Consider the following 12,660-nt stretch of genomic DNA (forward strand, 5'->3'; position numbering starts at 1 on the left):
CCTGGCCGAGCGGGGCCTCGCCGCGCCGGGCGACGGCGATCACGTCGTCGCGGAACTCCTTGGGGTGGGCTGCAGGCCTGGCCGAGCGGGGCCTCGCCGCGCCGGGCGACGGCGATCACGTCGTCGCGGAACTCCTTGGGGTGGGCTGCAGGCATGGTGTACATCCTTCCAGCGGCGGCCTCTGTCGCCACAGGTCAGGTGTCAACCAGAGCGTCAGCAGTCCCCACTGTTGGGTGCGATGGCTCGACAGGGCCCTGCTCGGAGATGTTGCGGACCTTGTGCGGACTAGATGCGGACGGGACCCTAGGTGGAACGGGGCCCGTGACCCGCCCGGGCGTTGATGCCGAACGAGGCGATGGTGGGTATGCCTCAGGGAGATCGTCGGCGCCCGACCTAGGGCGACGACCCGACACACGGAGGCCCCTCATGAAAAGACTGCTCATCGTCACCGCCGGCGCGGTCGGCTTCCTGCTCGGCTCGCGGGCCGGGCGGGAGCCCTACGAACAGTTCATGCGCGCGATCGGCCAGCTGAAGGACGACCCCCGCGTGCAGGAGAAAGCACACCAAGGTGCACAGCTGGTGCGCGAGCAGGCGCCGGTCGTCGCGGACAAGGTGGCCGATGCCACTAGGACGGCGACCTCAAAGGTCACCGCGGTCGTGTCCGGATCATCGGACTCCGGCTCAGACGACAGCTCCGCCCACGCGTCACGTGATGCCGGGGACGACGCCATCGAGGAGGCCGTGCAGTTCCAGAAGGACCACGGGCCCAAGGGTCCGCTGCCCTGAGAGCCCGCCACCTGATCGCGGCGCCGGACTCGGGGGCCGACTCTGCCAGCGACATGACGCCCATGACGCCGGCCAGGTCCGGGACATCGTCCAGACCCAGCCTCCTGCGACCAGTGGGATACGCCTTCATGCCGCAGACCGCGCGCGTCGTCGTCCCCTCCCTAGGGGGCGGTGCGGACTCCTCGCTGTACTTCATCAAGTCCAGTTCGGAGCTCGCACCCGATGCGCACCCTCACATGTCCGCTAGGACGCCGGCGTGATGAAGACGACTGAGGTCCCGACCCCGTGGAAGGACCCTGTGGGAGTCGCACGCACGAAGTCGAAATGGCAGGTCACGAGATCTCCGTGGACGTGCGGCTTGGATGTGTCGAGCTGCTGCACGACGAAGGGGTCGCCACCGGTGGGCGTGAACGTCGCTGTCGCCTGAAGGGACTGAATGACGAACGTTTGCGTGCTGCCGACAACGTGCCCGGGAGTGAAGTCCCCGTTCCCGTTGAAGGCTGCCTCAAGCGTCTGACCGTTGTCGCAGGTCAACGGGATCGTGGTGGTCTTGGGATCCGCTGATGCTGCGGGCGCAAAAGCGATCATCGCGACTGCTCCGGCGATGGCTGTGGCAGATAAGCGCTTGATCATGACGTGCCTTCCTCCGAGTACGAGATTGCAGACGGGCTGACAGGCCCTCAGGACTCTGCGCGTTTCAAAGCCCAAGGTCCCGGCCTACTCCTCATCGGGTCGCTGCGCAGCACAACGGCCGAGAGTGGGTCGCTTCCCCTCATATGTCCCTCGTGCCGCGTTGAGGGCGTGACGCCCGACCCTCCCGCGTGGCGCCGCGGGTCTGCACAGGTCGTGGCGGGGGTCCTTACCGTGTCGCCATGCCCACAGTGAGTGACTCAGAGACCATTTACGGGGTTCCAGAGCTCGCGCCATTTCCGGATGTGGCGCTACGGCGGCGGCCACGCGCAGTTGCTTCTGCGCAGCGTCAAGGCCGACTCCAACGCCTCACGAATCGAAGTGCTGTTCAAGGCCGTGAAGACTATCGATTTGACGAGTAGCTGCGACGGACTCTGCCTACGCCGTGAGGGCGACCGCTTCCTGGCGCCGAGCACCGTGATTGGGGCTGGGCGGGCTACAGGTGATCTCGACGCGAGGGCCACGTTCAGGTCATGCTCGATATCGCGGGGGGCGAGCGCCAGCGCGCTGCCCACGTCAACGAGCCGGGACTCGTCGAGGCGAACCGTCGGCGTCGGGCCGCTCGTCGGTGCGTCCATCCCAGCGGTCGGCGGCATACAGCCCGGCCCGCTCCTCTACCGTGAGATCGGCGACCGTGAGCTTTGCCCCCGGACGTCAAGGCGGCGGGGACTCCTCGACCGAACACAGAGTGGTGGTCACCAGCTCAACTCGACACCTTTCTTGCGGACCACACGTAGGTGCCGCCCTGCGCAGCAATGCGTCCGCCGTGCCGATCGATGATGCGACGCACGGCGTGCTGCAAGGCGGTCAGGCGTTCTTCCCCCAGCCGTTGATGGTCGCTGAACGTGCCCAACATCCCAGTCCAGTCCATGCCCTCGAACTCGCGGACCCACCGGTAGGTGCGCGTCTCTCCCGGCGACAACGATGGGAGGCCGCGGAAGGGGTCCGCGTCCTGGAGCCCGCTGGGATCCTGACCGAGGACGGACAGGTCAGGCGCATACGTCTCGTAGGCGGTTCGAACCTCTGCCAGCAGGGCGTCGTCGAGCACGTGGTAGTTCCAGAACAAGGCGATGACTCCGCCGGGTAGAAGAAGCGACGCTGCCTTGCTCCCGCCGATGAGCGGATCGATCCACTGCCACGCATGACCGCAGGTGACCAGATCGAACGTTTGACGACGGCTGTCCCAGTTCTCGAACGAGACGACATCAACCTCCAACCCCCGCGCACGCGCCACCTCGGCCATCCGTTGGTCCGGCTCCACACCCACGACGCGGAAGCCGCGGGCGGCGATAGCCGCCGCCACCTTGCCGGTGCCACACCCGACATCCAGTGTGTTTGAGGGGCGGCCGACGAGGAGATCGTCGATGAGCGCGTCAGGATAGCCGGAGCGAAACCTGTCATAGGCCTCCGCTGCCGAGCCGAACGACTCTGCGCGTCCTCGGTCCTGGTGCATCCCCTCCAATGGCACACCACGATGTTGCCATGCCACGCACCGCCCGAGCCGGCACCGACGGTGAGTCACCTCCGCATCTGCCGGGCGATGCGCGTGGTCCCACGCATGCGGGCGCGCCGCCCTGTTCGGTACCTGAACTCGACGAGGCGCACGAAGTCTTCCGAGCTGACGACCCGACTGCTGTCGGCCACAGCAAGGCCCCGACCGCCGGCTCCACGTCGGGCGAGACAACGAGCGCGAACTGGCCATCCGCTACGAGCGGCTCATCCTGAGATGGGGCGCTTCGACTACCTCGCAATGCTGCACGTGCACGCAGCCGTGGCGCCGGAGGCGGCGACGGCTGGCCCACCGAGCGGTTCCACTCGCGGCTGCCGCCGCGGCGACCGCCAGGGTCAGAGCCGTGAGGGCCAGGTCTCCCTTGTTGTGGTCGCGTAGACGCATAGCTTCCATGTGCCCGCTATCACGTCCCTGCAAACGCCCTCGGGTGGGTTGACCGGGCGCGTTCTCTTGGGGCCGACGCGATTCTTCGCACGTTGGCCTTCACGGTCCGGGCCCCGAGGCGATGCACGGGTGCAGGCCCGCGGCTACACCAAAGGACGTAGACCCCACTACTGCCGCGAGCGGACGTGCTCAGCGCAGCGCTTTCGCAGAGTAGGGCTGTCACCTACACAACTCGGGCAAGGGGAACCTGATGAAGCCATTTCTGAGGACGCGCCAACACTCCGGCTCGCCCATGATCGGAAGACAACTCGTCGCCGGTGTCACGGCCGCCAGCCTCATGGGCCTCCTGGTTCCCGTCGGCGCCGCGAGCGGGGCACCGACGTTTCTTTACGTCCGCTCCACAAGCTGCTCTGACTCAGGGACGGGCACCGCCACTCTGCCGTACTGCACGATCGTCAAGGCAGCCAAGGTCGCTGTCGCCGGCCAGACCGTCGTCGTCGCTGCCGGCACCTACTTCGGGGAGGTCTCCCTTTGGCACTCAGGCGTGTCGGGCCTGCCGATCATCTTCCGGCCCGCCACCGGCGCCACCGTCGTCATTTCGGGTCCGCGCCACGGGTTCACGATCTCCAACCAGAGTTGGATCACCGTGTCCGGGTTCCGGATCCAGAACAYGACCAGCTCTGGCGTCTATGTGTCCAATGCCAAGGGGCTCAGCATCACCGGGAACACGGTGCAGACCTCAGGACGGCGGATCTCCGGGGCGGCGGCGTACGGGATGTACCTCAATGCCATGACGTCGTCGTCGGTCAAGGGCAACTTGGTCACCAACAACGCCGGGTCGGGCATCCTCATGGCCGGCGGCTCTACCGGGAACCAGGTCGTGGGCAACGAGCTCTCCTTCAACGCGTACGGCTACGTGCGCAACGCGGTGGGCATCGACCTGCGCGGGCCGGGCAACATTGTCAAGGCCAATCGAGTGCACCACAACGAGGATTCGGGCATCCAGGTCTTCCCGGGCGGCGACCGCAACCAGATCATCAACAACATCGTGTACGCAAACATGGGCTTCACGACCGCCGCGCAGACCAACTGCGCCCACCCCAGCACCGGAAACACATCCGGCTGCATCACCGGTGACCATGGCATCGACAGCCTTGGGGTCACTGGCGGCTCGATCGTCGGGAACACGGTGTACGGCAACGCGACCTCGGGCATCAACCTCGAGGGACTTGCTGCAAGCACAACCAGCGGCGTCACGATCGCCAACAACATCGCGACCGACAACGGAATCCGGTGCCCGAATGGCGTCGGCGGGACCGTCAAGTGCCCCAGAACGGGGGGCAACATCCGGGTGGACGCCACCTCGAGGCTGGGCACGAGCGTCAACTTCGACCTCGTGAACCTCAGCGCCCCCGGCACCATGATGGTCTGGGGCACGACCTCCTACAACACCCTGGCGAGCTTCCGCACCGCGAGCGGCCAGGAGGCGCGGGGCCTGCAGGCCGACCCGCGCTTCACCAGGGCGGCCACGGGCACTTTTACCCTCGCGGCTCGGTCACCGGCCATCGACTCGGCCAACTCGGGCGCGCCGGGCCAGACCACATCCGACGCGCCCGCCCGCCCACGAGTGGACGACCCCGCTACTCCGAACATCGGCATCGGCCCTCGAACCTTCGACGACCGGGGGGCTTTTGAGTACCAGCCCGCAACGTGAAGCGGTGGCCGTCACCGACGTAACGCACCAAACCTGAGGCACCGCGCCAGCCGCAGGGTGTCCCGGTCGATCGCGTGCGACTGCGCAACGCAGAAGGTCACCGACGCGGAGGCCCGGACAGGGCGGGTCATCCTGCGCGCATCGAGGCCGAAAGTCCGGTTAGTTTCGGCTGATCCGTGCGGCTGACCACCTATCGTCGGCGACGAATGAACCGCCGAGTGCCACCTGCGGATTGAGGTACTCCTCTGTGGCTGGGCGGCAGAGTCTGGTGACAAGAAGGGCGTTGCTAGGCCTCTCGGTACTGGGCGCTCAAGCCACCACAGGGACCTCGAGGCCGGAACTACGAACGCGTTTGGGGCGAGCAGGTGGCGGTTCCGGGCATCACCCGCGGCCCTCGAATAGCCCACGGAGGTCCACCACGGTCCGCCACGGACAGTCGCCACACCGAGCACGGCGACCGCCTGGAGCCCGGGCCGCGTCATGCTCTCAGCCTTCGAGCGTCTACGAGGGTGACGACGGCGATCCCCCTCCCCCTTGAACCGTCGTCGGGGGCCCCGGGCCGGCCTGACGGCTTCCGGGGCCCCGCCAGCCATCACCAACCATGTGCCTCGACGGAAGGGACGCAGCACGCCGAGTCTCGCCGAGCCTGGCAGCGCCGGACCGGCGGGTCCGTCGGGGCGGGCGGATGCGCCAAAGACACGCTCACTCCAGCCCGGGCAAAGATGTCCGACCATCAGCGTGGCGTGTACAGCGCCACGAACGCCCAGCAGGCGCAGCATGGTCCTGCCCACGCCCGTTGGCCCCCTTCCCCACGCATGGGTCGGGTGGAAGGCACAGTTGGGTACGTAGAGCGCGTGAGCGCCACCGAACGCGCAGGGAGCCGCTCCGGTCACAGCGCTGAGGACGTCGCGGACCTGATACCCATGGTCCGCCGGATCGTTCACGCCCGCGTCGGCTCTCACCCGGCCGCGGAGGACCTGGTCCAGGAGACGCTCACCCGCGTCCTGGCGGCCAGCCCCACCATCGAACCGGGCATGCTCGAGCCGTACGCGATCGTGACAGCCCGCAACGTCGTGGCGTCAATGTGGCGCGACGTGGACCGCAAGCATCGAAACCAGCATCGCGTCGTCGACCTGAGCACCCCCGATCCTCCGGAGACGCAGGTCCTGCTCGACGAGGAGCAGTCCGCGATGGCCACCGCTCTTGCCCGCCTGACCGAGCGCGAGCGCCGCACCCTGCTGGACCACGAGGTCAAGGGCACGGACACGCGCACTCTCGCTGCGCGCGAGGGCAGCACGGCCGGGGCTGTGGCAGCCCAGCTGAACCGCACGCGTGCTCGACTTCGTGTCGAGTACCTCTTGGCTGCGGCGCAGATCGAGCCTCCGACCGAGCAGTGCCGGGCGGTCCTCTTGGCGCTGAGCAGCGGCGACCAGCGACGCCAGCGGGAGGTTCACGCGGCCCAGCACCTGCTCGAGTGCGAGCCCTGCGCCGGGTTGAGCCAGCCGCTGCTCGAGCGGGGCCAGCCACGCGACGACCGTCTGACCATCCCGGTCACCACCGATCCCGACATCGTCACGGCCCGTGGGGCCGCGCGCGAGCTCGCGTCGCGCCTGGCCTTCGGGCCCACCGACCTCACGGTCATCGCCACCGCCGTGTCGGAGGTATGCCGCAACATCGTCCGTTTCGCCGGCACCGGCGAGGTCGTGGTCAACCTGCTCGAGGTCCCGCGCCGCGGCATCCAGATCGTCGCCCGCGACGGCGGACCCGGGATCCCCGATGTCGAACGCGCGCTCGACGACGGGTTCAGCACGTACGGCGGACTCGGCCTGGGCCTCCCGGGCGTCCGTCGCCTCATGGACGAGTTCGCCATTGCGAGCGAGCCCGGCCACGGCACCACAGTGACCATGACGAAATGGGAGAAGGCAGACCATGAATGACCGCACCACCGACCACCAGCCGGTGCACGCCGCACCCGAGCACGACTCCGCCAGGTCCGGACCGAGCGGTCACCTGCTGTCGCAGCTCGTGGCACATCTTCGGGAGCACCGGACCCGGCTCCAGGAGGAGTGGTCACAGCGCATCCAGCAGGCCCACCTGCTGACGGCGATGACTCCCCAGGAGATGGCCGCCGAGACCACGTCCGTCTACGACAACTACGTCGAGGTGCTCGAGACGGGGAATGTCGAGGCGCTGCAGCACTACGCGAGGGACCTTTCCGAGCGGATCATTCCGCGCGGGGTCGAGACCCACGAGGTCGTCGGGATCGTGCTGCTGCTACGCGACGTCCTGGCGCGTTCGCTCTTCGAGAAGTACCAGCGTGACTTCTCGATGCTCAACGAGGTGCTCGACGCTTACGAACCGGCGGCGAACCGCATCGCCAACACCGTCGCCGTCAGCTTCGTCGATGAGCGGGAACGCGTCATCCGCCAGCAGCAGGACGCCATCCGTGAGCTGTCGACCCCGGTGCTACCGGTGCGCGAGAGGCTCCTCATCCTGCCCATCATCGGGGTACTGGACAGCGAGCGCGCGAAACAGCTCACCGAGCAGCTGCTCTCCGGGATCCGCAAGCACCGCGCCAAGGTGGTCGTCATCGACATCACCGGCTCCCCGGACGTCGACGAGGCGGTCGCCAACCACCTCGTGCAGACGGTCGACGCGTCACGCCTGATGGGTGCGAGCGTCATCATTACCGGGCTCTCCCCCAAGATCGCGCAAACCCTCGTGACGATCGGGGTCGACCTGAGCAAGATGAACACCATCGGCGACCTGCAAGGTGGGCTCGAAGAGGCCGAGAGGCTCCTCGGATACGCCGTGACTCGGAAGGAGGTCGACTCGACCTCGTGAACGGCGGACCAGCGCTCGTGTCCATCATGCGGCAGGGATCGACCCTGATCGCGTCGATCCACACTGCCCTGGACGACTCCGAGCTGGTCCGCTTCGAGCACGACCTCGTCAAACAGATCGGGGAGCACCGCTCGCGCGGAGTCATCATCGACGTCGCAGCTCTCGACGTCATCGACTCGTTCGCCGCGCTGACGTTGCGCCGGATCGCTGACATGGCACGACTGCGCGGCGCGCTGACCGTGCTTGTCGGGATCCAGCCGGAGGTAGCCTTCGCGATGGTCCGGCTCGGCATGGGCACGGGTCAGATCCCTACTGCCCTCGATCTCGAGGAAGGGGTGCAGCTCCTCGCGGAGGTTGCCGCGACCCGGAACCTCGGCTCTTCTCGGTCCCAGCCCCAGAAACGCACGTGAGCCCCCATCGAGCGGAGCGGCTCGTCGTCGACGACCTCACCCAGGACTACCGCGCGACGCTGCGGCGCTTCCTGCCCCGCCGCGACGAGGCCGCCCGGGAATCGGCATACGAGCTGGGGCGGCACGCCTTCACGGGCGGTATCAGCCTGCTGGTCATGACGCGCATCCATCAGAACGTCGCCACCGAGGTCCTGCGCGAGACCGCTCCGGACGATCGAGTGGACGTAGCCGAGCGGTCGGGCGAGCTGCTGCTGGAGGTGCTGGCCGCATACGACATGAGCCACCGCAGCGTCCTGGAGCCTCGACACGACGACCGGACGCCTTGACGGCGATCGCATGACGCGGGATCCACCGCCGATATCCGGACTGATCGGACCAGTTCGTGCTCGAACTTTGTGCAGGGCATCTCCCATAGGTCCTGTCAGCTCGCATCATGTGATGCGTGAGGCGTGCTCTTCAGAGGTGACCGACGGCCCACGAGGCCGCCCGTACGCCGATGAAGGAGTCACACCCATGAAGCTCACCTACAAGCTCTGCGCCGCCGGAGTCACCCTCGCCACCACCGCGGCCTTGGGCCTCGCGCCGGTTGCCAGCGCATCCGCGGCGCCCGCAGCCGCCGCAGCCGCCGCAGCCGCGCCCGCGGCCGCCACACCGAGGACGACGGCGTCGTCGCCGATCAACCAGGTCCTCGCCGGCGTGGGCACGTTCACCGGCTCGTTCGCCCCGACCTCGTTCAGCAACCAGAACGGCCAGCTGGCCGTGACCGGAGTCGTCACCGGCACCCTGACCACCTTGGCCGGGGCCACGACCCCGGTGACCCAGACGGTGACCACGACGGTGGCGAGCGCGACCGCTGCCGGCACGTGCAAGATCCTCAACCTCGTGCTCGGACCGCTGCACCTCGACGTGCTCGGCCTCGTCGTCGACCTCAACCAGGTGGTCCTCAACATCACGGCCCAGTCAGGCGCCGGCAACCTGCTCGGCAACCTCCTGTGTGCAGTGGCTGGACTCCTCGACGGCAACGGCATCAATGGGCTGGCCAACCTGCTCAACCGCCTCCTCGGTCTCTGACGCGGTTCAGCTCGCCCCGCTGCACCCCCGGGTCTGATCTCGCTCGGGAAGGAGGGGCTCCGGTCCGGCGAGGGCCCGGAGCCCCTCCGGCGTCCCGGACGCGGTCTGTCACGACAAGCAGAGTGACGCAGCGCGCTTAGTGGATCAGGCCTGAACGACGACACGGTCGGGGCCGTGTCTGCCGGAAACCCGGCACCATTGAAAGGCACCCATGCTCGCCCTCTCCCTCACCTCGCCGCTGGTCGGCTTGGCGCTGATGCTGGTCATGCAACGCATCGAGGAGCACATCGTCCCTTCAGAGCGTCGCTGAGCCCAGGATCCAGGTCCCCTCGACGAGACTCCACACGCGGCCCGTCGTACACGCCAAGTACGGCATCGTCACCTTCGCCGCGCTCATCCTGTGGGCCCGCAGACCGCTCAGCCGTCGACGCCGGTCGAGCCGTGCGGCTGCCCCACGGGTTTCGACTCGGGTGAGCCCCGCTCTCGCAGGTAGATGCTCAGCACGACCATGCTCGCGACGGCCAGGAACTCGGACTGCCAGTTCTGAAACGTGCGGTTCCAAAAGTCAGGGGCAGCCGCGTACGCAGCCCAGTCGAGAGGGGCCTTGAGATCCTGGATCTGGTCCGCGTTGTATGCCGAGCGTCCGGCGATGAACTGCGCCAACCATGACAGCAAGAAGATGGCCGCCATCGTCAGTCCGAGTGACCGCGAGAACAGCCGCAGGCGCCACCCGCCGGCCTTCACCCAGGTTGGCGAGTCCCGTTGGGCGTACCGGCCGACTTTCTGGTCCTTGTCCGACTCTCGACCCAGCGTGTCCAGCGGCTTCGATTCGGGAGAGCCCTTCTGGGCCAGCCAGACGGTGAGCAGGATGAAGAGGAGGAACTGCAGGTACTCCGACTGCCAGTTCTCGGCCACGTCGACGGCGAACTGCGAGGACGTCACGTACCGGAGAAGCGTCATCAACGGAAGGCCGGCGTCGGCCGCCTGCCGGTTGTAGGAAGCCAGTCCCGTCAGCGCTTGCCCGACAAGCGCCGCGACCAAGAGGGCCGTGAACGCCAAGGTCAAGCCCTGCTCACGTACCCGCTTCATCGCTGCGCCAGCCCGACGAAGATGCAAGCAGCCAGCACAGCCCCGATGAACAGAAGGATGCCGATGAATGCAGCGCGCACGATCAAGCTCCCTTGAGCTCACACGAGAAGGGACGATCTTGTTCCTGGGGGGTGCAACCAGCAGCAGTCACACGCCAGCCGGAACCGAACCGCGCCAAGAACAGGGTGTCGTGCTCGAGCCGCACCATGGCGTCCTGGCCATACACGTCCACGGAAATCACCCTCCCGGCGCTCGGCAAGTTGGCGTCCTTGATCCCCTGGGCACACGGACCCGAGGAGTCTTCGAGTTCTTGACGGGTCTGTGGAGCCAGCAGCGCACAGGCTGCCTCTGGCTGCGCGTCGACGGACGCGGTGAAGCTGGTGGCGGCCCGGGCAGCAGCCGTCGCTGCGGGCGAGCTGTCGCCGGAACAGGCTGCCAACACCCAACAGGCGCACACCGCCAACACGGTAGGCACGCGAAGACGAGTCATGGCGCGACCCTACGGTCTTGACGCGTCCACGTGAGGCACCGGCGCCTGGTTGCCAGAGATCTCCCAGCCGCGCAACCACACGCCTCCGCGCGACAGGAACCCAACAGCCGTCCGTCACCACCGAGGTGGTCAGCGTTCGCTCTTTCAGCCACGCATCGGGCGGGACCGCCGCGCCAGATCCGAGATGGGATGCACCGTCTCCCCTCACACGCCGCGCCCTGATCACTCGGGCGCACCGGACGGCTGTAGGTCAGAGACGTAGGGCAGCAGCGAGCGCCTCCGGGTCAGCGACCGTCACCGTCGCCGCGGGGTGCCGAAGAACTCCGGCGGGTTCGATGGCATGGACTGGCTCGACGAACGCTATGCACAGTCCCTGACGCGAGTTCGTCGCGAAGGTGACGCCGCGGTCGGCGAGCGACAGATGGGGCGGACCAGCCGTCCGGTGAAAGGCATACCCCCTGCTGACCTCGGTGCCGGCGACGTTGGCGAGCGCCGTTCGCAGTCGCCAGGGCCCGAACCTCACAAGCAGCTCATGCGCGGTGACGACGACCTGGGCGGTGGCCGGAGTGATCCCGAACGCGAGCGCGGGCAGTCGGTAGCGACCTTCGAATGCGAACTCGAATTCGCGCGTCACGTCGTGCGCCTCAAGCTGGACGGCTGGTCGAGGAGCCCTGCGACGCCGCGTTGCTGCTCGCCGAGGTAGGCATCGAGCACGAGGAGCCCCGCGGTGGCCGCGGGGGTGGCCCATCGCAGCCAGCTCATGCGGTGTGTGAGTCGGTGGGCCTTGTCCGCCACCGCAGGATCCCCCTGAGCGTGCTCGAGCGCATCGTCGAGCTCGGCACTGGATCGGTAAGCCTCGGCGCTGACCATGATCGCCGTCCCTGTCAGCGCCGTCTTGAGGACGACGGCCGCCGCCGTAGGAGGGTGACCGACGACGCGGCGCCTGTTATCGGCCAAGATCGCGAGGCCGCTCAGGAGGTGCAGGCCGATAGCCACACCCTGAACTGGACCCCAACGGCGCCACCCCTCGTCGGCGATCTCGGCTCGGTCGCGGGCGTCATCACTCTTGCGGCTGGCTGGGTGCAGCGCGACGGCACCCGCCAAGGAGCCGCCGAACCATGCTGCGTTGGTGAGCACGTGCGTGGCACGAACGAAGGTGCTGTATGCCGTCATGCGAAGTCCTGGTGCATCTGGCGCACGCGGCGCGGTGTTCGGTGGGGACTTGGCCGTACCCGTTTCCCACCCCGAGACACCTTGGCTCCGCCGCTGTACGGCGTTACGCGCGCACGTCGTCGACACCGGTCCGGCTTCTGGGCTGACTGATCTCGCGACCAAGGCCGAGCCGTTGGCCTACGGCGGTGCGCTTGGAGGCTGCGCCCCGCAGCGTCCGAGGGACTCGAGCAAGGAATCGCTCGGACGACGCCGCCTGCCCACGTGTGGTTCGGGCAGTGTGCGATGGGTACGAGACGGCTGGACGGCACAGTTTGCTGGTCGTCCCCGCCCCGCTGCTCGAAGGAGCGCCTGTGTCAACCGATGCCATCGTCCTGCTCAAGCAGGACCACAAAGACGTGCGCGAGCAGTTCCGCGCCTTCCGCAAGCCCGGCCAGACCGCGGTCCAGAAGCAGAAGGTCGTCGACACGATCCTCGAGCTGCTGACCGTGCACACCTACAT

General features: G+C 67.6%; 13 protein-coding genes. 7 read left to right on the forward strand and 6 right to left on the reverse strand.

The window, feature by feature from the left end:
* Positions 1 to 426: 426 nt before the first annotated feature.
* Entirely contained in the window at positions 427 to 786 is a 360-nt protein-coding gene (locus tag AB4Y83_RS22100) for a YtxH domain-containing protein (RefSeq protein ID WP_442277061.1), read from the forward strand.
* Positions 787 to 1,029: 243 nt separating this feature from the next.
* Here the strand turns inward: AB4Y83_RS22100 and AB4Y83_RS22105 are convergent, their stop codons facing one another.
* Together AB4Y83_RS22105 and AB4Y83_RS22110 are read right to left on the reverse strand one after the other, a co-directional pair.
* Positions 1,030 to 1,419, reverse strand: a complete 390-nt coding sequence (locus AB4Y83_RS22105) for a hypothetical protein (RefSeq protein WP_442277062.1) — start codon at positions 1,417 to 1,419, stop codon at positions 1,030 to 1,032.
* Between the two features lie 760 nt (positions 1,420 to 2,179).
* A complete protein-coding gene (locus tag AB4Y83_RS22110) occupies positions 2,180 to 2,929 on the reverse strand; it encodes a class I SAM-dependent methyltransferase (protein WP_442277063.1) in 750 nt (249 codons plus the stop codon).
* A gap of 691 nt (positions 2,930 to 3,620) precedes the next feature.
* Between AB4Y83_RS22110 and AB4Y83_RS22115 the strand changes: the two genes are divergently transcribed.
* The 6 genes from AB4Y83_RS22115 (at position 3,621) to AB4Y83_RS22140 (ending at position 9,409) form a co-directional block, all read left to right on the forward strand.
* Positions 3,621 to 5,084, forward strand: a complete 1,464-nt coding sequence (locus AB4Y83_RS22115; RefSeq protein ID WP_442298201.1) for a right-handed parallel beta-helix repeat-containing protein — start codon at positions 3,621 to 3,623, stop codon at positions 5,082 to 5,084.
* 854 nt (positions 5,085 to 5,938) lie between these two features.
* A complete protein-coding gene (locus AB4Y83_RS22120) occupies positions 5,939 to 7,021 on the forward strand; it encodes a sigma-70 family RNA polymerase sigma factor (RefSeq protein WP_442277065.1) in 1,083 nt (360 codons plus the stop codon).
* The gene (locus AB4Y83_RS22125; RefSeq protein ID WP_156415672.1) at positions 7,014 to 7,928 is read left to right on the forward strand and encodes an STAS domain-containing protein; all 915 of its coding nucleotides are present in this window, start codon (positions 7,014 to 7,016) and stop codon (positions 7,926 to 7,928) included. The genes AB4Y83_RS22120 and AB4Y83_RS22125 overlap by 8 nt, the downstream gene beginning before the upstream one ends.
* A complete protein-coding gene (locus AB4Y83_RS22130) occupies positions 7,925 to 8,338 on the forward strand; it encodes an STAS domain-containing protein (protein ID WP_442277066.1) in 414 nt (137 codons plus the stop codon). The genes AB4Y83_RS22125 and AB4Y83_RS22130 overlap by 4 nt, the downstream gene beginning before the upstream one ends.
* Positions 8,335 to 8,664: a phosphatase RsbU N-terminal domain-containing protein gene (locus AB4Y83_RS22135; protein WP_442277067.1), complete on the forward strand. Its 330-nt coding sequence runs from the start codon at positions 8,335 to 8,337 to the stop codon at positions 8,662 to 8,664. The genes AB4Y83_RS22130 and AB4Y83_RS22135 overlap by 4 nt, the downstream gene beginning before the upstream one ends.
* Before the next feature lie 187 nt (positions 8,665 to 8,851).
* The gene (locus tag AB4Y83_RS22140; RefSeq protein WP_442277068.1) at positions 8,852 to 9,409 is read left to right on the forward strand and encodes an ABC transporter substrate-binding protein; all 558 of its coding nucleotides are present in this window, start codon (positions 8,852 to 8,854) and stop codon (positions 9,407 to 9,409) included.
* Between the two features lie 417 nt (positions 9,410 to 9,826).
* On the opposite strand, the gene AB4Y83_RS22145 is transcribed toward AB4Y83_RS22140, so the two are convergent.
* From AB4Y83_RS22145 to AB4Y83_RS22160, 4 genes are all read right to left on the reverse strand, one after another.
* The gene (locus AB4Y83_RS22145) at positions 9,827 to 10,498 is read right to left on the reverse strand and encodes a DUF6766 family protein (RefSeq protein WP_442277069.1); all 672 of its coding nucleotides are present in this window, start codon (positions 10,496 to 10,498) and stop codon (positions 9,827 to 9,829) included.
* A gap of 82 nt (positions 10,499 to 10,580) precedes the next feature.
* On the reverse strand, positions 10,581 to 10,988 hold the full coding sequence (locus AB4Y83_RS22150; protein ID WP_442277070.1) for a hypothetical protein: 408 nt from the start codon (positions 10,986 to 10,988) through the stop codon (positions 10,581 to 10,583).
* Positions 10,989 to 11,238: 250 nt separating this feature from the next.
* Positions 11,239 to 11,622 (reverse strand): hypothetical protein, encoded by a 384-nt coding sequence (locus AB4Y83_RS22155; protein WP_442277071.1) that lies wholly within the window; start codon positions 11,620 to 11,622, stop codon positions 11,239 to 11,241.
* Positions 11,619 to 12,161 carry a hypothetical protein gene (locus AB4Y83_RS22160; protein WP_442277072.1) on the reverse strand — a complete coding sequence of 181 codons (543 nt, stop codon included), beginning with the start codon at positions 12,159 to 12,161 and terminating at the stop codon, positions 11,619 to 11,621. The genes AB4Y83_RS22155 and AB4Y83_RS22160 overlap by 4 nt, the downstream gene beginning before the upstream one ends.
* Between the last annotated feature and the right edge of the window lie 499 nt (positions 12,162 to 12,660).

It is taken from the genome of Terrabacter sp. RAF57, from assembly GCF_052113925.1.
In the GTDB taxonomy this organism is placed as follows: domain Bacteria; phylum Actinomycetota; class Actinomycetes; order Actinomycetales; family Dermatophilaceae; genus Terrabacter.